We start from the raw sequence: 19278 nt of genomic DNA on the forward strand, positions 1-19278 counted from the left end.
GTCCCGTCTCATGCACGAAGCATCGGTGTGCACAGGATCCGAGACGGGTGTGGGGGCGTCGGATCCCGCGCCCTGGGACCGAGGCTCGGCCGCAGGGCTCCACAGAGCGTAAGCGACCGTTACCGATTTGTCACCTTCTCGGCGGGAAGAGACCGCTCTCCCGTTCGCCTCCGGTCACCGGATGCGGTAAGGGGGCCGTACGGGCCGCTCCCAGGGAGACGCGGGTCAGACGACGAGGAAGATGTGCGCCGCGACCTCGTTCGGCAGCTCGATGCCCGCCTCGGCGCCGTCGATGCGAGCGAGCACGTAGCCGTTGAGGGCCGAGAACTCGCCCTCGGCACCGGGGACGACGCCGGCCTGCTTGAGCTGGAGGAGGAGCTCCGGATCGACCTGCGCCGGCTCGCCGAGGCGTCGGACGACGCCGCGGCGGGGCTCGCTCGACCCCGCGACGAAGCGCGGCAGGCTGATGACGCCGTCGGCGAAGCGGGAGGCGGGGGTGTCGCCGAGCTCGTCCAGGCCCGGGATCGGATTGCCGTAGGGCGACTCCGTCGGGTGGTCGAGCATCTCGAGGAGACGGCGCTCGACCTGCTCGCTCATCACGTGCTCCCAGCGGCAGGCCTCCTCGTGCACGAACTCCCAGTCGAGCTTGATGACGTCGTGGAGGAGCCGCTCGGCGAGGCGGTGCTTGCGCATGACGTGGATCGCCTTGCGGCGGCCGTCGGAGGTGAGCTCGAGGTGGCGGTCGCCCGAGACGACGACGAGGCCGTCGCGCTCCATGCGACCGACGGTCTGCGACACGGTCGGCCCGGAGTGGCTGAGCCGCTCCGAGATGCGCGCGCGCAGCGGGATGATGTTCTCCTCCTCGAGCTCGAGGATGGTGCGCAGGTACATCTCGGTGGTGTCGATCAGATCCGTCATCTCAGCCTTCCCGTCTCGGCGCGCTCCACCCTAGTGGTCGCCTCGACGCAGCATCGGCGCTGCGGCGCGACGCAGGCCTCCGTCGCTCGGAGGAGGGGTGCGGGCCGGGAACCCTAGTATTAACGCATGCCGGACCTCACCATTCCTCGCGAGCTGCTCCCCCACGACGGACGGTTCGGCTGCGGCCCGTCCAAGGTGCGGCACGACCAGCTCGCCCACCTCGCGACGCAGGGCGCGCACCTCCTCGGGACCTCGCACCGCCAGGCGCCCGTCAAGGACCTCGTCGGGCGCGTGCGCGAGCACCTCGCCACGCTGTTCCGCATCCCCGACGGCTACGAGGTCCTGCTGGGCAACGGCGGCTCGACCGCCTTCTGGGACGCCGCCGCCTTCTCCCTCATCGAGCGCCGCGCCGAGAACCTCACGTTCGGCGAGTTCGGCCAGAAGTTCGCGGCCGCCGCCTCCGCGCCGTTCCTCGAGCCGGCCCACGTCGTCTCCGCCCCCGCTGGGTCCCGGAGCGAGGTCGAGATCGTCGAGGGGATCGACGTGTACGCGTGGCCCCACAACGAGACGAGCACCGGAGTGATGGCCCCGGTCCGCCGGGTCCGCGGCGACGAGGGCGCGCTCACCGTCATCGATGCCACCAGCGCGGCGGGCGGCATCGACGTCGACATCGCCGAGGCCGACGTCTACTACTTCGCCCCGCAGAAGAACTTCGCCTCCGACGGCGGACTCTGGTTCGGCCTCTTCTCCCCCGCCGCGATCGAGCGGATCGAGCGCATCGCGGCGAGCGGCCGCTACATCCCCGAGTTCCTGAGCCTCAAGAACGCCGTCGACAACTCGCGCCTGAACCAGACGCTGAACACTCCGGCGCTCTCGACCCTCCTGCTGATGGAGTCGCAGCTCGAGTGGATGAACGCCTCGGGCGGCCTGGCCTGGGCGTCGGCGCGCACGGCTGAGTCCTCCTCCACGATCTACGACTGGGCCGAGGCCTCGAGCCTCGCCACCCCGTTCGTCGAGGTGCCCGAGCACCGCTCCCAGGTCGTCGCGACCGTCGACTTCGACGCCTCCGTCGATGCCGCTCTCGTCGCGAAGATCCTCCGCGCGAACGGGATCGTCGACACGGAGCCGTACCGCAAGCTCGGCCGCAACCAGCTGCGCGTGGCGACGTTCGTCGCGATCGAGCCGGACGACGTCCGCTCGCTGCTCGGCTGCATCGACCACGTCCTCGAGCGCCTGGCGGTCTGAGGCACGCCATGCGGCTGTGGCTGCGCGAGGAGGAGCGGCGGCCCGCGCCGCCGCCCTACGCGAGCGACGACGCGACGGCTCTGCTGGTCGGGTGCGCCGTCTGGGCGGTCGCGCTCGTGGCCGTGCTCGTGGCGACGGCCGTCGGAGCCGTCATCGAGCCGGTCGTTCTGTCGACCGTCGTGATCGGACTGGTCCTCGGCACGATCGGGCTGTTCTACAGCCGCAACCGCCGCTAGACCGCGTCGGTCTCCATCCGGAGTCCGGTGCCGTCGGCCTCGGGCTCGAGACGGACGCGCAGGCCGGTGAACTCGCCGAGGCGCTCGACGTGGGTGCCGCCGCAAGCGATCGCGGCGTCCCCCGCGGGGAGGGTGCAACGCCAGGTCCGCCGCGTGCTGAGGAGGTCGTCGTCGCGCTCGATGCGCACCTCCGCGTCCGAGGCGATCCACTCGGCGAGGAGGGCGTTCACCCGCTCCTGCACCTCGAGGATCTCCGCCAGCAGGCGGGCGGTGTCCATCCCGCTGCGTCGGAGGGACTTGCCGAGGCGGTAAACGTCGGTGGAGCCGGACTCGCGGATCCGCGAGGTCTGGATCGCCGCCTGGTCGAAGTCCGGGTTCCCGAGAGCGTCGGTGCGCGCCGGCTTCGACCAGAACGAGGCCAGAGCGGCGTTCAGGGCGAGGGAGGCGAGGTGGCAGGCGGTGTGCCCACGGGAGAGCTCGTGCCGGTGCTCCGTGTCGACCTCGACGTCGACCTCGTCGTCCACGTGGAGTGAGGAGGCGTCGTCGACGATGTGGACGACGACGAAGCTCCACTCCGGAGTGCCGAGCCGCGCCGGGAGCCGCTCGCCGACGTGCAGCTCGCCGCCCTGCCACGCCCCGATGAGGCAGTCGATGAGGGGAAGCCGCTCCCGCGCCACGACCAGCGCACCGCGGTCGGGCCCCTGGTCGGGCCAGGTCGGGTCGACGGGGTGAGCGGAGGTCGCATCGAGGACGACCGCCAAGCGGCCGTCCTGCAGCCGGCCCACGTGCTGCACGCGCCCGGAGGAGCGCACGGTGCCGTCGGGATAGGCGATGCGGGTGTCGGAGTCGATGCTCATCGGGCGGCGCCGGACCGGATCAGCGGCGACGGCGACGGCGACGGGTGGCGGGGGCGGGAGCGGGTTCGGGCTCGACGTCGTCGGAGTCCTCGTCGTCCGAGTCGTCGTCCGGGTCGTCGTCGTCGGAGTCGTCCGAGTCCGAGTCCTCGTCGTCCGAGTCGTCGCCGTCGGAATCGTCGTCCGAGTCGTCGTCGTCGTCGACCGGATCGTCGTCGTCCGAGTCGTCCTCGTCCTCGTCGGAGTCGTCGTCCGACTCGTCGTCGAGGTCGTCTTCCTCGGCGTCCTCGAGCTCGTCGCCGTCCGCGTCCTCGACCTCCTCGCCGAGCGCGTCCTGCGCGGTCTGGTAGTCGGCGAGACGCACGGACCACGGCACCCAGTCCGGAGCGAGGACCGCGCCCTCGCCCGGCAGCAGCTCGACCTCCAGGACGTTCACGTCCTCGGTCTCGTCGATCCGGGACAGCGTCGCCGTCCACAGCCAACCCGGGTACCCGCGCATGAGGTTCGCGAACTGCAGCGACACGACGTGCTCGCCCTGCGCCAGAGTCGTGACCAGCTCGCCGATCGTCCCCTCGGGGGCGATCTCGGCGAGCGCGGCGCGCGCGACATCGAGAGACCCGGCAAGCACGGCGTCCGCCTCGTAGACGGGCTCGAGAGCCTCGTCCGCGGCGGCCTCGTCCGCCTCCTCCGTTGAAGCGTCGTCGTCGGCCTCGGAACGGTCGTCGGCGACGGGGGCGGAATCCTCAGCAGAAGTCGCATCCTCAGCAGGAGCCGCATCCTCAGCAGGAGCCGCATCCTCAGCAGGAGCCGAGTCGTCAGCAGGAGCCGCATCCTCAGCAGGAGCCGAGTCGTCAGCAGGAACCATGTCCTGAGCAGGAGCCGAGTCCTCAGATGTTCCCGCGTCGTCAGCAGGAACCGCATCGTCAGCAGGAACCGCATCGTCAGCAGTGGCCGCGTCCTCAGCAGGAGCCGGCACTGCAGCAGAAGCCGTGCCCGAGCCGGAGACTCCCGCCTCCGCGGCGACGTCGTCGGCCGGAAGAGTCTCCTCCGCAGAGGCGGAGTCCTCGGCAGAAGCCTCGGCCACCGGGAGGGCCGCGTCGCTCTCACCCTCGCCGGAGGGCGCCTCGTCGACAGGAGCCGCCTGGTCAGCGTCGATATCCTCGTCGGCTCCGCGCGCGTCCTCAGCGGAGGAGTCAGAATCGGCGGGAATCGCGTCCGGCTCGGCGCCGGAGTCACCCTCTTCCGAGGACTGCTCCACGCGAGCGTCCTCCGTGGTCGGAGCGGCGACGGTCTCCTCGACCGGGCCCTGCTCGTCGGTCGTGCCGTCGGCGTCAGGCATCCAGCTCGTCCGCAACCCGGCGCAGGAGCGCCGCGATCGTGCGCCCGTGCGCCTTGTCGGGGTAGCGGCCGCGCTTGAGCCCGGCGCCGATCCCGTCGAGCAGCTTGACCGTGTCCTCCACGATCACGGACATGTCGTCCGCGGACTTCCGGTTGAGCTTCACCAGGCTCGGCGGAGCGTCGAGGACGCGCGCCGCGAGCGCCTGCGCCCCGCGCTTGCCGTCGGCGATGCCGAACTCGAGGCGGGTGCCGGCCTTGACCGCGGTCCCGGAGGGCAGCGCGGAAGCGTGCAGGAAGACCTCCTGGCCGTCATCAGTGCTGATGAAGCCGAAGCCCTTCTCCTCGTCGTAGAACTTGACCTTGCCGGTAGGCATGCAGACCCCTCCTGGAAATGAAGCAGCCATCAGTTTAGTCGACCGGGGCCGCCCTATCCTTGACGGGTGAAGCCACAGGAGCCGGCGGGCGTCGGACGCGCGGAGCGCACGCTCGCCTACATGTTCATCGCGATCATCGTCGTGACGGTCCTCGCGTTCCTCGCGATCCTTGTTGCCTTGGTGCTCGGGGTACAGAAGATCGGCCCGTTCTGGCAGTTCGTCTTCGCCGTGCCGCTGGTGGGCCTGCCCATCGCGTTCCTCATGATGATCGCGATGCTCATCGTGGGGGTCCGGCGCCGCCGCGCGCAGTCCTGATCGGACGCGCTCTCCTCCTGCCGCACCGCCTCCGATCCGGCGTTCCCCGCCGCCGAGCCGGCACCGAGCGCCCGGACAACCGACTCCCAGACTCCGTACAGTCGACGGCCAGATACTGTCCTGCATGGACGGACCCCGCATTCTCATCGTCGACGACGAGCCCAACATCAGAGACCTGCTCACCACGAGCCTCCGCTTCGCCGGCTTCGCCGTGCGCGCGGTCGGCAACGGGGCCCAGGCGATCTCGGCGGTTCTCGAGGAGGAGCCGGACCTGATCATCCTCGACGTGATGCTCCCGGACATGAACGGATTCGGCGTGACCAAGCGCCTCCGCTCGGCCGGATACACCTCCCCCATCCTCTTCCTCACGGCGAAGGACGACACCGAGGACAAGATCACGGGCCTCACCGTCGGCGGTGACGACTACGTCACGAAGCCGTTCAGCCTCGACGAGATCGTCGCGCGCATCAAGGCGATCCTCCGCCGCACCATGCACGCCGAGGAGGACGCGGTCATCCGGGCCGGCGAGCTGACCATGGACCAGGACACGCACGAGGTCCTCGTCGGCGACGAGCCGGTGGAGCTCAGCCCCACCGAGTTCAAGCTGCTCCGCTACCTGATGCTCAACCCGAACCGGGTGCTCAGCAAGGCGCAGATCCTCGACCACGTGTGGGAGTACGACTTCAACGGCGATGCGGGCATCGTCGAGTCCTACATCTCGTACCTGCGACGTAAGCTCGACACGCATTCGGAGGAATCGCTCATCCAGACCAAGCGAGGATTCGGATACATGCTGAAGGTCGCGAAGGCCTAGCCTCCGCCACCTCGGCGCCACCTCCCGCCGGAGGCGCGGCGCCCGCCGATCCCGAGGGAGTTCCACCGCCATGCACCAGGGTCTGGCCGAGCGGTGGAACTCCATCTCGTTGCGCACGAAGATCACCGCGGTCACGGTCCTCCTGCTCACGCTGGGACTCCTCGTCTCCGGGATCGGGACGATGACGATGCTGAAGCCGCAGCTCGTCGCCCAGCTCGACGCGCAGCTGGCCGACCAGGTCCAGCGGACGGCGAGCGACCTCTCCGTTAACGACTTGGCCGCGATCGACGAGTCCAAGGCCGATTTCGGCGCCGTCTACGACCAGTACGGCACGCTCGACAACACGAACGCGTCCGGCGCGGCCGACCCCGCCTTCCCGCAGACCTTCACCCTCGAGCAGGCGCTGCAGGGCGGCGACAAGCCGATGGAGATCTGGAGCTCCAACGGCAAGGTCGAGTACCACGTCATGTCGACGGTGTTCACGAGGGGCACCGAGTACCAGACGCTCCTGCTCGCGGTGTCGACCCGCAGCGTCGACGTCATCATGACGACGTACCTCACGATCTTCCTCGGCTTCGGAGTCGCGATCGTCGTGATCGGCGCACTCCTCACCCGCCTGCTGGTCACCACCACCTTCGCCCCGCTGCGCGAGGTCGAGCAGACCGCCGCCGCCATCGCCGACGGCGACTTCAGCCAGCGCCTGGACGGCACGACACCCAACACCGAGGTCGGACGTCTCAACCGCTCCCTGAACGCGATGCTCGGGCGGATCGACTCCGCCTTCCGCGACCGCGCCCGCACGATCGACCAGATGCGCCGCTTCGTCGGCGACGCCAGCCACGAGCTGCGCACGCCGCTGGTCTCGGTCCGCGGCTACGCCGAGCTGTACCGGATGGGCGCTCTGCAGACGCCCGAGGCCGTCGGCCAGGCGATGGAGCGCATCGAGAAGGAGGCGATCCGGATGGGCGGCCTGGTCGAGGACCTCCTCGAGCTCGCCCGCCTCGACGAGACGAAGCCTCTCGCACTCGCGCCCGTCGATCTGATGCCGCTCGCCCGCGACGCCGCGATGGACGCGATGGCCTCCTGGCCCGACCGCGACTTCGGCGTCGAGACCCGCGACGACACCCCCGTGGAGACGCCCGCGCTCGAGCCCGACGAGGCCGGCGCCTCCGCCACGCAGACCATGGAGCTGACGAACCCCGGGCTCACCGGCCCGATCGCCGCGGCAGGAGCGAGGCTCGCCCGATTCCGCCGGCGTCCGCGCCGGGTCAACGCCGAGGAGATCGCCGCCGGCACCGCCACCGCCCCCGAGGAGCCGGGCGTGCCGGCGATGGTGATGGCGGAGGAGAACAAGATCCGCCAGGTCCTGACGAACCTGATCGGCAACGCCGTCCGCTACACGCCCGAGGACACTCCGATCGAGATCGGCGTCGCCGTCGACCGCTCCCGCCGCCTCGCCCTGCTGGAGGTCATCGATCACGGCGAGGGCATCCCGCCGCAGATCCGCGAGAAGATCTTCCAGCGCTTCTGGCGCGCGGACACCTCGCGGACCCGCGAGACCGGCGGCAGCGGCCTCGGGCTGGCGATCGTGTCCTCGATCGTCGCCGCGCACAAGGGCCGCGTGGACGTCGTCGAGACGCCGGGCGGAGGCGCGACCTTCCGCGTCGCGCTGCCGCTCTTGACGGTCGGCCAGAACGGCGAGACCTCCCCCGCCTCGGTCTGATCCGCACCGCCGCCCGTCTCCCATCGGGGGGCTCTTCGGTCCGAGCTCTCCCGTCGACGTCCGCGAGCGGCACAGATCGATCCGCTCGAGCGACCGTGACCTCGCCGACCCGGCCCGCACGGCCGCGCACGGCTCACTCTCTCCTCTTGGGGACCAACGGGCGGCGAGCCCGCCCAGACCGCTGGAGATGAGACCCGACGCTCGACGGATGCCGCGTCACCGGATCCTGCGGCATCGCCGTCCGCATCCGTTCGGCCGACGACATCTCCGCCCTGACCCCGGACGTCGCGACCCGCACCGGCGCCTTCCACGCGCTTCCGGTGCCGGTGTCCGCTGAGGCGACCGAGGCGGCGCGGAGAGCGGTGCCACCGCAGGAGAACCGCCGTTATGGTCGCGGAGCGGATTCAGAACCACCTGCCGGTCCGGTCGCCTGCTGCTCGCTCAGATGCCTCCGGAAACGCCGAAGGCGGCTCCCCCGGAGGGGAACCGCCTTCTGCGTGGTGGGGGGACGGACTAGAAGTCCATGCCTCCGGTGGGGTCGCCGCCCGCGGCGACCGGGTTCTTCTCGGGCTTGTCGGCGACGACGGCCTCCGTGGTGAGGAAGAGACCGGCGATCGACGCCGCGTTCTGCAGAGCGGAGCGCGTGACCTTGACCGGGTCGATGATGCCCGCGGCGATGAGGTCGACGTACTCGCCGGTCGCGGCGTTGAGGCCGTGTCCGGTGGGCAGCTCGCGGACCTTCGCAGCGACGACGCCGGGCTCCATGCCCGCGTTGAGGGCGATCTGCTTGAGCGGGGCGTCGATGGCGACCTTGACGATGTTCGCGCCGGTCGCCTCGTCTCCGACGAGCTCGAGCTTCTCGAAGGCGAGCTTGCCGGCCTGGATGAGGGCGACGCCACCACCGGCGACGATGCCCTCCTCGACGGCGGCCTTCGCGTTGCGGACGGCGTCCTCGATGCGGTGCTTGCGCTCCTTGAGCTCGACCTCGGTCGCCGCTCCGGCCTTGATGACCGCGACGCCGCCGGCGAGCTTCGCGAGGCGCTCCTGGAGCTTCTCGCGGTCGTAGTCGCTGTCGGTGTTCTCGATCTCGCCGCGGATCTGGGCGACGCGGCCGGCGATGGCCTCGGCGTCGCCGGCACCCTCGACGATCGTGGTCTCGTCCTTGGTGATGACGACCTTGCGGGCCGAGCCGAGCAGGTCGAGGGTGACGTTCTCGAGCTTGAGGCCGACCTCCTCGGAGATGACCTGGCCGCCGGTGAGGATCGCGATGTCCTGGAGCTGCGCCTTGCGACGGTCGCCGAAGCCGGGGGCCTTGACGGCGACCGACTTGAAGATGCCGCGGATCTTGTTGACGACCAGGGTCGCCAGCGCCTCGCCGTCGACGTCCTCGGCGATGATCAGCAGCTGCTTGCCCGCCTGGATCACCTTGTCGACGACCGGGAGCAGGTCCTTGATGTTCGAGACCTTGGAGTTGACGATGAGGATGTAGGGGTCCTCGAACACCGCCTCCTGACGGTCGGGGTCGGTCACGAAGTACTGCGACAGGTAGCCCTTGTCGAAGCGCATGCCCTCGGTGAGCTCGAGCTCGGTGCCGAAGGTGTTCGACTCCTCGACGGTGACGACGCCCTCCTTGCCGACCTTGTCGATCGCCTCGGCGATGATCGCGCCGATCTCGGGGTCCGCGGCGGAGATGGAGGCGGTCGCCGCGATCTCCTCCTTGGTCTCGATCGCCTTCGCGCCGGCGATGAGCTCGGCGGTGACGGCCTTGACGGCCTTCTCGATGCCCTTCTTGAGGCTGATCGGGTCGGCGCCGGCCGCGACGTTGCGCAGGCCCTCGCGGACGAGCGCCTGAGCGAGGACGGTCGCGGTGGTGGTTCCGTCGCCGGCGACGTCGTCGGTCTTCTTGGCAACCTCCTTGACGAGCTCGGCGCCGATCTTCTCGTACGGCTCGTCGAGCTCGATCTCCTTGGCGATGGAGACGCCGTCGTTCGTGATGGTGGGAGCGCCCCACTTCTTCTCGAGGACGACGTTGCGGCCGCGCGGGCCGAGGGTCACCTTGACCGCGTCGGCCAGAGTGTTGAGTCCACGCTCGAGGCCGCGGCGGGCTTCTTCGTCAAAAGCAATGATCTTGGCCATGTGTGTTTCTCGTCCCTCCCGGACGTCGTGAAATGTCTGTGCTGGCACTCGACCGGAGCGAGTGCCAAGGTCGATTCTGGCACTCGCGGTGGACGAGTGCAAGCGACCGGCACGCGCTCCGACACGAAGGAGCCGCCGCCCGCACGAGGCGGACGACGGCTCCCGGGAGGCTCGGCGGTCAGGCCGGGCGGACCGATTCGGCCTGGGGGCCCTTCGACCCCGTGCCGACCTCGAACGCGACCTGCTGCCCCTCCTCGAGGACCTTGTACCCCGACATGTCGATCGCGGAGTAGTGGACGAAGACGTCCTGTCCGCCGCCGTCGACCGTGATGAAGCCGTAGCCCTTCTCAGCGTTGAACCACTTGACGGTTCCGTTCGCCATCTCTGTACTCCCCAGTGCTGTGATGCCCGCGGCACGAGCGATGTGCTGGCGCCTGGTCAGGAATACTAATCCGGCTATCGGCCCCGGGAGGGGCGGGAGAGGGCCTCGCGGGGAAGAGTTGCCCGGGATTCAACACGGAGGAAACGTGCCCGTAACAGAGGGCCCCGATCAGCCCTGCTCGGAGGCGTAATCGGCCCCCAGGACCACGACGACGGAGCCCGTCTCGACGAAGTCCTGCGAGAGCAGGACGGTCCCCGTTCCGAGCGAGTCGACGAGCCCGAGGGCCGCTCCCTCGAGCGCCGGGTCAGTGTAGTAGACGGTCGTGGCGGCGATGTCCTCGGTGTTCGCGTTCGCGACGGTCGGGACGCTCCATCCGGCCGTCGTCAGGGCGTCGCCGGCGCTGGCGGCGAGTCCGACGGTGGCGGTGCCGTTGAGGACGGCGACGGCGAGATCGGGATCGAGCGTCGCGGCGGCGGTCGGGGTCGCCTCCGCGGTCGCGGTCGGCGGAGTGAAGACGTCCGTGAACTGCACCCGGTCGTCGATGACCAGCAGCCCGATGAAGCCGAGCAGGACGATGACTCCGGTGGCGAGCGCGGCCCAGGCGAGGGCGACCGCGCGGGCGTGAGGGGCCGGCGGCCGGCGGTGGGCGCCGACGCGCGCCTCCGTCGCCGGGACCTCGTCGAAGCGGTCTCTCGGGTGCGTGTTCGACATCGGGGGTACGGCCGGCCTTCCGTTGGTGGACTCGAGCAGCTCGTCTACTCGAGGCGCCCGAGGCGTCGCGAGGCGCGGGCGCCGGCGCGCTGGTCGCGGATGCGCTGCAGCCGCGTGACGAGCATCGGGTCGTGCGCGAGAGCGGCCGGAGAGGCGAGCACCGCGCTGAGCACCTGATAGTAGCGGGGCGCCGACAGTCCGAACTGGGAGCGGATCGCGTCGTCCTTGTCCCCGGAGCGGGCCGTCCACTCGCGCTCGAAGGCGAGCACCCGCAGCTCGCGCTCGGACAGACCGGTGCCCGGTCTCGGGTCCGTCGTCCTGCTCATCCCTCCAGGGTAGGCAGGCCCACGGCCGCCGCCGGGGAGGCGCTCCGAACGGCTCGTGACCGCGTCGCGGCGTGCCGGCGGGGAGTCTCCTCCAGAGCCCGTGGAGGCGGAATGGAGCCGTCGTCCCGGGGGTTGGACCAGGTGGAGGGGCGCGACCGCCCCCGTACACTGACGAGGATTCCGAGGGAGACCCATGTCGTCGTATTCCGTGAACAAGTCCGACGCCGAGTGGCGCGAGGAGCTCGACCGCGACCAGTACGCGGTCCTGCGCGAAGCGGCCACCGAGCGCCCGTGGACCGGCGAGCTGCTCGACGAGCACCGCTCCGGCCTCTACACCTGTGCCGCCTGCAACGCCGAGCTCTTCAAGAGCGGCACCAAGTTCGACTCCGGCTGCGGCTGGCCGAGCTTCTACGAGTCCGTGAACCCGGACGCGGTCCAGCTGATCGAGGACAGCACCCTCGGCATGGTCCGCACCGAGGTCCGCTGCGCGAACTGCGGATCCCACCTGGGACACGTCTTCCCCGACGGCTTCGGCACGCCCACCGGCGACCGCTACTGCATGAACTCGATCGCCCTGAACTTCCAGGCCGAGGGCGAGTGACCGTGTCCTCCTCCCCCGTGCTCGAGGCCGTCCTCGCGCGCCGATCGCGCTCGAAGGTGACGCCGGAGGCTCCGGGGCACGACGAGATCGCGGCGTTCGTCTCGGCGGCGTCGCGTCTCGCCGATCACAGCTCGCTGCGCCCGTGGCGGGTCATCGAGATCCGCGGCGCCGCCCGCGACCGGGTCGGCCGCAGCTTCGCGGTCGCCTCGGGGGCGAAGAAGGACCCGCGGAAGTACATCGAGAAGACGCACCGCGCCTCCCTGCTGCTGGCCGTCGTGGTCAGCGTCAAGAAGTCGAAGGTGCCGGCCTGGGAGCAGGAGGCCGTCGCCTCGGGCGTCGCCCACCTCCTGAGCCTGCTGCTCGACGAGGCGGGCTGGGGTGTCTTCTGGCGCACCGGCTCCTACACGCGCGACAAGGCCGTGCGGAAGGCGCATCGCCTCGAGAAGGGCGAGGAGCTGCTCGGCTGGCTCTACGTCGGCCGTCCCGACGGGAAGATCGGCGGCCCCAAGCGTCCCGCTCCCGCCGAGCGGCACCTCAGCATCCTCGAACCGTGAGACGCGGCGGGCCCCGATCCGGGCGGATCCGGGGCCCGCGATAGGGTGGCCGGGCGCGCGAGCGCACCTGCCGACGTGGCGCAATTGGTAGCGCACCCGACTTGTAATCGGGCGGTTACGGGTTCAAGTCCCGTCGTCGGCTCAGGAGAGAAGAAGGCCCCGACCGCTGTGTGCGGTCGGGGCCTTCTGCATGCGCGGGGTTCTTGCGCGTCCGGGGCTCAGCCCGCGGCGGCCGGAGTGGGCTCGGAGGAGGCCGGAGCCTCGGTGGAGACCGGGGCGTCGCTGGGAGCGGGGGTCTCGGTCGACGCGGGCGTCTCGGTCGACGCGGGGGCCTCGGTCGAGGCGGGCGTGTCGCTCGGCGCCGGGGTCTCGGAGGAGGTGGGCGCGGGAGTCGCCGACGAGTAGGAGTCGGCGGCGGCCGAGAGCACGAAGGAGCTGAAGGCGTCCGGGTCGGTCAGCGAGCCCGAGTACGCCTCGCCGTTGACCAGGACGGTCGGGGTGCCCGTGACTGCGGGCACGTCCGTGCCGGGCAGCGGACCCGAGGTGGCGCGCTCGGTCGCGGCGCGGACCCAGCTCACGAAGCTCTGGTCGTCGATGCAGGTGTTCACGGCCGCCGTGTCCTCGACGCCGGCCTGCGAGGCGTAATCCTTCAACTGGTCGTCCGAGAGTCCGTCGGTCCCCTCCGCCGGCTGGTTGGCGAAGAGCAGGGAGTTGAAGTCGAAGAACGAGTCGGGCGAGCGGTCCGCGACGCACGCGGCGGCGTTGGCCGAGCGCTCCGAGTACTTGGTGCCGTTGGAGCGGGTCGTGAGGATGGCGATCGGGTGGATCTCGACCGTCGCGGCACCGCTGGTCACCCACTCCTTGATCTGGTCGCCGTTGGTCTTCTCGAACTGGCCGCAGTAGGGGCAGAGGTAGTCGAGGTAGACCCGGATGTCGACCGTGCCGGCCGAGGTGTCGAGCGCGCTGGGGGTGGGCGTCCCGTCGGCGGCGACGGCGCCGCTCGTCTGCGCGACCATGTTCTCGCCGATGACGACACCGTCGCTCGCCATGTTCGCCGGGCCCGGGCCCGCGGGGCGGATGCTCGAGGTGACGGCGAAGACCACGATCACGACGACCGCGATCACGACGGCGGCGAGCCCGCCCTGCAGGGCGAAGCGGCTCACGCGGTCGCGGCGCTTCTGCTGCTCGCGCAGGCGGCGCGCCTTCTCTCGGGCGGCCTCTCGTCGCTGGTTCTTCGAGAGACGGTCATTGGCTCCGCCGGTGGTCATGACAAGAACGCTCCGAATGAGAGAGGGGGAAGAAGGGGGTCGCCGGGCGCGACTCGCCGGAATCCTACGCGCGAGCCCTGGGAAACCTCCAAACGACGGATACGCGGTGCCCGACCGACGACTGTCGGCCCCGTGGCATACTGTGACGGTTGGTCGGAGTCGCCCACGCGATGATGACCATCACTTCCATTCACTCGGATCGTCCGGCACGTACCTGCCGGTGAAGGAGCAAGAACAATGGCGTCCGTAACTTTCGACCACGCGTCCCGCGTCTACCCCGGGGCCACTCGTGCCTCCGTCGACAAGCTCAACCTCGAGGTGGGCGACGGCGAGTTCCTCGTCCTCGTCGGCCCCTCCGGCTGCGGCAAGTCCACCTCCCTGCGCATGCTCGCCGGCCTCGAGGAGGTCAACGAGGGCCGCATCCTCATCGGCGACCGCAACGTCACGGACGTTCCGCCGAAGGACCGCGACATCGCGATGGTCTTCCAGAACTACGCGCTGTACCCGCACATGTCGGTCGCCGAGAACATGGGCTTCGCGCTCAAGATCGCCGGCGTCAACAAGGACGAGCGCGCCGCGCGGGTCCTCGAGGCCGCGAAGATGCTCGACCTCGAGCCCTACCTGAACCGCAAGCCGAAGGCGCTCTCCGGTGGCCAGCGCCAGCGCGTCGCGATGGGCCGCGCCATCGTCCGCAAGCCCCAGGTCTTCCTCATGGACGAGCCGCTGTCGAACCTCGACGCCAAGCTCCGCGTGTCCACCCGCACCCAGATCGGCACGCTGCAGCGCCGCCTGGGCATCACCACGGTCTACGTCACCCACGACCAGACCGAGGCGCTCACCATGGGCGACCGCATCGCGGTCCTCAAGGACGGCCTCCTCCAGCAGGTCGGCTCGCCCCGCGACCTGTACGAGAACCCGAACAACGTCTTCGTGGCCGGCTTCATCGGCTCGCCCGCGATGAACCTCTTCCACGCGGACGTCACCGACGGCGGCGTCAAGTTCGGCGACACCGTCCTCCCGATCGCCCGCGAGGCGCTCGCGAAGACGAGCCAGAAGGTCGTCACGCTCGGCGTGCGCCCGGAGGACGTCACCGTCTCGACCCAGCCCGGCGGACTGCCGATCGAGGTCGACCTCATCGAGGAGCTCGGCTCGGACGGCTACCTCTACGGCCACACCGAGGTCGAGGGCCGCCGCACCGACATCGTCGCGCGCGTCGACGGCCGCGTGCACCCGACCGCGGGCGACCGCGTGTACGTGACCGCGAACCACCGCGTGCACATCTTCGACGCGGAGTCGGGCGAGCGCCTCTCCTGAGCCTCCTCCTGCACCGCACGCTGCCGCCGTCCCCTCCAGGGCGGCGGCAGCGTCGTCTGCGGCTCCCCCACCGTCCGACACGCGACACGAACGGCGCACCATGTCCGGCTCCCTGAACATCACCTCGGCCACCGTCGACCCGGCCCTGCTCGACCTGCCGTGGAACCTGCGGCTCGACGACTGGCCCGACGAGTACATCGCCGCCCTGCCGAAGGGCATCTCGCGGCACACGGTCCGTTTCGCCCACCTCTCCGGTCACGTCGTCGCCGTCAAGGAGACGACCGCCGAGATGTCGCGGCGCGAGTACGAGATGCTGAAGACGCTGCAGCGCCTCGACGTGCCGTGCGTGGTGCCGGGCGCGGTGATCACGAACCGCACCGACGACGAGGGCGAGGCCCTGCCCGCCGTGCTGGTCACCCGTCACCTCAAGTTCTCGCTCCCCTACCGGGCGCTCTTCTCGCAGACGCTGCGGCCGGACACGGCGACCCGTCTGGTCGACGCGCTGGCGCTCCTCCTGGTCCGCCTGCACGTGATCGGCTTCTTCTGGGGCGACGTGTCCCTTTCGAACACCCTCTTCCGGCGCGATGCCGGCGCCTTCGCCGCCTACCTGGTCGATGCGGAGACCGGGCAGCTCTACTCGGGCGGCCTCTCGAACGGCCAGCGCGAGAACGATCTGGAGATCGCCCGCGTCAACATCGCCGGCGAGCTGCTCGACCTCGAGGCCGGCGGTCGCGTCGACGACGACCTCGATCCGATCACGGTCTCCGACGGCATCGTCGCGGCGTACCGCAGCCTCTGGAAGGAGCTGACCGGTGCCGAGTCGTTCGCGACCTCGGAGCGCTGGCGGATCAACGACCGCGTGAACCGGCTGAACGAGCTGGGCTTCGACATCGAGGAGCTCGCGATCAAGACCGACGAGGCCGGGTCCACGGTGCGGATCCAGCCGAAGGTGGTCGACGCCGGCCACCACCAGCGGCGGCTGCTCCGTCTCACCGGGCTGGACGCGCAGGAGAACCAGGCGCGGCGCCTGCTCAACGACCTCGACTCGTACACGGCGACCTACGACAAGCAGGGCCTGGACGAGGAGATGGTGGCGCACGAGTGGCTGGCGCAGGTGTTCGAGCCGGTCATCCGCTCGATCCCCCGTGATCTCAAGGGCCGCCTGGAGCCGGCCGAGATGTTCCACCAGCTGCTCGAGCACCGATGGTTCATGTCGCAGCAGCAGGCGCGCGACGTCCCCCTGGCGGAGGCGGTCACCGCCTACGTGAACGACATCCTGCGTCACCGCCGCGACGAGGCGACGGTCATCGCTCCTCCCACCGAGGCGCTGACCCTCCCGAACCTCGTCCTCGACGAGTCCGGCGACGCCGAGCTCACCGACGAGGACGCCGACGTCGACTGGACCAAGAACGTCTGACCCCCCACCACCGCAAGAGGGCCCGTGCCATCAGCACGGGCCCTTTTCGCATTCCCCCGGCTCGCTCGCCGCAGGCGGCGCCCCTGACATCCAGACCCGTAGCGCGGGTGCCGGCGTGGTGAGCTGCAAGGCGGAGGAGGAAGCGATACCGGCGGTATCGCGCCCGACGACAACGCGGCAGATCGCCGCGCCGGCGCCCGCGCGGTGAGCTGCAAGGCGGAGGAGGAAGCGATACCGGCGGTATCGCGCCCGACGACAACGCCGCAGATCGCCGTGCCAGCGCCCGCGCTACTCGGAGGCGGAGCGGAGTTTGGAGATCTCGTAGAGCGCGACCGACGCCGCGATCCCGGCGTTGAGGGATTCGGTGGCGGAGCTGATCGGAATGGAGACGACGGCGTCGCACTGCTCGGTGACGAGGCGGGAGAGGCCCTTGCCCTCGCTGCCGACGACGACGAGGAGCGGCCGGTCGGCGAGTTCGAGGCCGGGCAGCATCACGTCGCCGTCGCCGTCGAGTCCGATGACGAAGACGCCGGCGCGCTTGAAGTCCTTGATCATGGCGGTGAGGTTGGACGCCATCGCGACGGGGATGCGCGCGGCGGCTCCGGCGGAGGTCTTCCAGGCGGCGGAGTTGAGGCCCACGGAGCGGCGCTGCGGGACGATGACGCCCTGGCCGCCGAACGCGGCGACGGAGCGGATGATCGCTCCGAGGTTGCGCGGGTCGGTGATGCCGTCGAGGGCGACGAGGAGGGGGACCGCTCCGCGGGAGACGCTGCGCTCGAGCAGGTCGCTCGGGTGGGCGTACTCGTAGGGCGGCACCTTCAGCACGAGGCCCTGGTGCACGGAGTCGGGGCCGGCGAGGCGGTCGAGCTCCGGGCGCATGACCTCGAGCACGGGAAGGCCGCGGGCGGTGGCGATCTTGAGCGCCTCCTTGACCCGGTCGTCCATCTCGATGCGGGTCGCGAGGTAGAGGGTGGTGGCCGGGATGCTGGCGCGCAACGCCTCGAGGACCGAGTTCCGGCCCGTCACCATCTCGAAGTCGTCGCCGCTCTTGGGCTTGCGCGACGGAGCGGGGCGCCCCTGTCCGCGGGCGGCCGCGGAGAGGGCTCCGCCGGGGCGGCCCTTGCCGCCTGCGGCGACGAAGCGCTCGCGCGCGAGCTTCGCCTTGCCTGCGGGGTGGTAGGGCCGGTCCTCGGCCTTGGGCGTGGGCTTCTTGCCCTCGAGGGCCTGACGGCCCTGACCGCCGGAACCGACGGCCTTGCCCTTGCTCTTCTTTCGGACCGCTCCGGGGCGGCCGGGCTTATTCGCCATCGAGACTCCAATGCGCACCCGTCTGGGTGTCTTCGATCGTGATTCCCGCCGCGGCGAGATCGGTTCGGATGCGGTCGGCGCTCGCCCAGTCGCGCTGCTCGCGCGCGGTCTGGCGTTCGGCGACCAGGCGGTCGACCAGCACGCTGAGCGCGCGGTACGAGGGTTCGTCGTCGGAGCGCGCCCACTCGGGCGCCTCCGGGTCGATGCCGAGCACGGCCGCCATCGCGAGCACCTGGGTGCGCAGGGCCGAGACGGAGCCGAGGTCCTCGGCGTCGAGGGCGGCGTTGCCGGCGCGCACGGTCTCGTGCAGGACGCCGATGGCCTGCGGGACGGACAGGTCGTCGTCCATCGCCTCGGCGAACTCCTCCGGGACCACCGGCTCGCCGAGCGCGGCGAACCGCGTGCCGTCGAGGCGGCGGCGGGAGCGCTCGAGGAAGCCCTCGATCCGCTCCAGCGCCGCTTCGGCCTCCTCGAGGGCCCCGTCGTGGAACTCGAGGGTGGAGCGGTAGTGGGCCGAGCCGAGGTAGTAGCGGACGACGAGCGGGCGGGCCGCCTCGAGCAGCTCGGAGGCGAACACCGAGTTGCCGAGCGACTTGCTCATCTTCTGGCCGATGACGGACACGAGACCGTTGTGCAGCCAGTAGCTGGCGAAGGCGTGGCCGGCGGCGCTGGACTGGGCGAGCTCGTTCTCGTGGTGGGGGAAGCGCAGGTCGAGCCCGCCGCCGTGGATGTCGAACTGGGTGCCGAGGTACTTCGTCGACATCGCGGAGCACTCGATGTGCCAGCCGGGGCGGCCGGCGCCCCACGGCGAGGCCCAGGCGGCCGACTCGGGCTCCTCCGGCTTGGCGCCCTTCCAGAGAGCGAAGTCGTGCGGGTCGCGCTTGCCGCGCGGGTCGGCGTCGGTCGCCGCCTCCATGCTCTCGAGGCGCTGGTGGGTGAGTGAGCCGTAGTCCGGCCAGGACCGCGTGTCGAAGTAGACGTCGCCGGAGTCGTCGGGCGCCGGGTAGGCGTGACCGCGCTCGATCAGGGTCTGGATGAGCGTGATCATCTCGGCGATGCTCGCGGTCGCGCGCGGCTCGTAGGTCGGCGGGAGGATGCCGAGGGCCGTGTACGCGGCGGTGAACTCGAGCTCCACGCGGTAGGCGAGGGCCCACCACTGCTCGACCGGCGCGCCCTCGGGCACCCGACGCCGCGCGTCCTCGGCGATGGCGAGGATCTTGTCGTCGATGTCGGTGACGTTGCGCACCAGGGTGACCTGGAAGCCGCGGTACGCCAGCCAGCGGCGCAGCTGGTCGTAGGCGAGGGCGGAGCGCAGGTGCCCGATGTGGGGAGAGGACTGCACGGTGGGTCCGCAGACGTACATCCCGACCTCGTTCTCGCGGAGGGGGACGAAATCGACGAGGGCCTGGGCCTTCGAGTCATGCAGTCGCAGAGTCACGCGGGC

Annotated in this window: 20 protein-coding genes and 1 tRNA gene; 10 read left to right on the forward strand and 11 right to left on the reverse strand. The window is 70.5% G+C overall.

All coding sequences use genetic code 11. From position 1 onward, the window contains the following. Positions 1-225 precede the first annotated feature (225 nt). Positions 226-918 (reverse strand): metal-dependent transcriptional regulator, encoded by a 693-nt coding sequence (locus C5C35_RS10315; RefSeq protein ID WP_104224606.1) that lies wholly within the window; start codon positions 916-918, stop codon positions 226-228. A 126-nt stretch (positions 919-1044) separates the two neighbouring features. On the opposite strand from C5C35_RS10315, the gene serC reads away from it, so the two are divergent. Both serC and C5C35_RS10325 read left to right on the forward strand, forming a co-directional pair. Continuing rightward, entirely contained in the window at positions 1045-2163 is a 1119-nt protein-coding gene (gene serC, locus C5C35_RS10320) for a phosphoserine transaminase (protein WP_104263055.1), read from the forward strand. Between the two features lie 8 nt (positions 2164-2171). Beyond that, entirely contained in the window at positions 2172-2399 is a 228-nt protein-coding gene (locus tag C5C35_RS10325; RefSeq protein WP_104263056.1) for a DUF2530 domain-containing protein, read from the forward strand. Here the strand turns inward: C5C35_RS10325 and C5C35_RS10330 are convergent. From C5C35_RS10330 to C5C35_RS10340, 3 genes are read right to left on the reverse strand one after another with little or no spacing between them, the layout of a single operon-like run. Continuing rightward, a complete protein-coding gene (locus C5C35_RS10330) occupies positions 2396-3256 on the reverse strand; it encodes a metal-dependent hydrolase (RefSeq protein ID WP_104263057.1) in 861 nt (286 codons plus the stop codon). The two genes, C5C35_RS10325 and C5C35_RS10330, sit on opposite strands and share 4 nt — an antisense overlap. Before the next feature lie 19 nt (positions 3257-3275). Next, positions 3276-4592 (reverse strand): DUF3027 domain-containing protein, encoded by a 1317-nt coding sequence (locus C5C35_RS17255; protein ID WP_258069032.1) that lies wholly within the window; start codon positions 4590-4592, stop codon positions 3276-3278. Further along, entirely contained in the window at positions 4585-4965 is a 381-nt protein-coding gene (locus C5C35_RS10340) for a cold-shock protein (RefSeq protein ID WP_104263058.1), read from the reverse strand. The genes C5C35_RS17255 and C5C35_RS10340 overlap by 8 nt, the downstream gene beginning before the upstream one ends. Positions 4966-5031: 66 nt before the next feature. On the opposite strand from C5C35_RS10340, the gene C5C35_RS10345 reads away from it, so the two are divergent. The 3 genes from C5C35_RS10345 (at position 5032) to C5C35_RS10355 (ending at position 7817) form a co-directional block, all read left to right on the forward strand. Continuing rightward, positions 5032-5280, forward strand: coding sequence for a hypothetical protein (locus C5C35_RS10345; protein WP_258062351.1), 249 nt, complete (start codon positions 5032-5034; stop codon positions 5278-5280). Between the two features lie 124 nt (positions 5281-5404). Further along, positions 5405-6094 (forward strand): response regulator transcription factor, encoded by a 690-nt coding sequence (locus C5C35_RS10350; protein WP_055787731.1) that lies wholly within the window; start codon positions 5405-5407, stop codon positions 6092-6094. 70 nt (positions 6095-6164) lie between these two features. Continuing rightward, a complete protein-coding gene (locus tag C5C35_RS10355; protein WP_104224601.1) occupies positions 6165-7817 on the forward strand; it encodes a HAMP domain-containing sensor histidine kinase in 1653 nt (550 codons plus the stop codon). Positions 7818-8330: 513 nt separating this feature from the next. On the opposite strand, the gene groL is transcribed toward C5C35_RS10355, so the two are convergent. The 4 genes from groL to C5C35_RS10375 all read right to left on the reverse strand — a co-directional run bounded on the left by groL (position 8331) and on the right by C5C35_RS10375 (position 11372). Continuing rightward, a complete protein-coding gene (groL, locus tag C5C35_RS10360) occupies positions 8331-9953 on the reverse strand; it encodes a chaperonin GroEL (protein ID WP_104224600.1) in 1623 nt (540 codons plus the stop codon). Positions 9954-10131: 178 nt separating this feature from the next. Next, entirely contained in the window at positions 10132-10335 is a 204-nt protein-coding gene (locus C5C35_RS10365; RefSeq protein WP_104224599.1) for a cold-shock protein, read from the reverse strand. 168 nt (positions 10336-10503) lie between these two features. Further along, positions 10504-11046: a LytR C-terminal domain-containing protein gene (locus C5C35_RS10370; protein ID WP_104224598.1), complete on the reverse strand. Its 543-nt coding sequence runs from the start codon at positions 11044-11046 to the stop codon at positions 10504-10506. A 44-nt stretch (positions 11047-11090) separates the two neighbouring features. Then, positions 11091-11372: a DUF3263 domain-containing protein gene (locus tag C5C35_RS10375; protein WP_104263059.1), complete on the reverse strand. Its 282-nt coding sequence runs from the start codon at positions 11370-11372 to the stop codon at positions 11091-11093. Between the two features lie 193 nt (positions 11373-11565). On the opposite strand from C5C35_RS10375, the gene msrB reads away from it, so the two are divergent. From msrB to C5C35_RS10390, 3 genes are all read left to right on the forward strand, one after another. Next, positions 11566-11973 (forward strand): peptide-methionine (R)-S-oxide reductase MsrB, encoded by a 408-nt coding sequence (gene msrB, locus C5C35_RS10380; RefSeq protein WP_104255437.1) that lies wholly within the window; start codon positions 11566-11568, stop codon positions 11971-11973. After that, positions 11970-12527: a nitroreductase family protein gene (locus tag C5C35_RS10385; RefSeq protein WP_104226480.1), complete on the forward strand. Its 558-nt coding sequence runs from the start codon at positions 11970-11972 to the stop codon at positions 12525-12527. The genes msrB and C5C35_RS10385 overlap by 4 nt, the downstream gene beginning before the upstream one ends. A 69-nt stretch (positions 12528-12596) precedes the next feature. Beyond that, positions 12597-12669, forward strand: a tRNA-Thr gene (locus C5C35_RS10390). 76 nt (positions 12670-12745) lie between these two features. Here the strand turns inward: C5C35_RS10390 and C5C35_RS10395 are convergent. After that, entirely contained in the window at positions 12746-13795 is a 1050-nt protein-coding gene (locus tag C5C35_RS10395) for a thioredoxin domain-containing protein (protein ID WP_104224594.1), read from the reverse strand. A gap of 237 nt (positions 13796-14032) precedes the next feature. On the opposite strand from C5C35_RS10395, the gene C5C35_RS10400 reads away from it, so the two are divergent. Both C5C35_RS10400 and C5C35_RS10405 read left to right on the forward strand, forming a co-directional pair. Then, positions 14033-15109: an ABC transporter ATP-binding protein gene (locus tag C5C35_RS10400; RefSeq protein ID WP_104224593.1), complete on the forward strand. Its 1077-nt coding sequence runs from the start codon at positions 14033-14035 to the stop codon at positions 15107-15109. Between the two features lie 100 nt (positions 15110-15209). Next, on the forward strand, positions 15210-16526 hold the full coding sequence (locus C5C35_RS10405) for a DUF4032 domain-containing protein (RefSeq protein WP_104226481.1): 1317 nt from the start codon (positions 15210-15212) through the stop codon (positions 16524-16526). A 288-nt stretch (positions 16527-16814) separates the two neighbouring features. On the opposite strand, the gene rlmB is transcribed toward C5C35_RS10405, so the two are convergent. Continuing rightward, the gene (gene rlmB / locus C5C35_RS10410; protein ID WP_104224591.1) at positions 16815-17834 is read right to left on the reverse strand and encodes a 23S rRNA (guanosine(2251)-2'-O)-methyltransferase RlmB; all 1020 of its coding nucleotides are present in this window, start codon (positions 17832-17834) and stop codon (positions 16815-16817) included. After that, the gene (cysS, locus tag C5C35_RS10415) at positions 17824-19272 is read right to left on the reverse strand and encodes a cysteine--tRNA ligase (RefSeq protein ID WP_104258202.1); all 1449 of its coding nucleotides are present in this window, start codon (positions 19270-19272) and stop codon (positions 17824-17826) included. The genes rlmB and cysS overlap by 11 nt, the downstream gene beginning before the upstream one ends. Between the last annotated feature and the right edge of the window lie 6 nt (positions 19273-19278).

The organism is Rathayibacter sp. AY1F8, from assembly GCF_002932165.1.
GTDB lineage: Bacteria > Actinomycetota > Actinomycetes > Actinomycetales > Microbacteriaceae > Rathayibacter.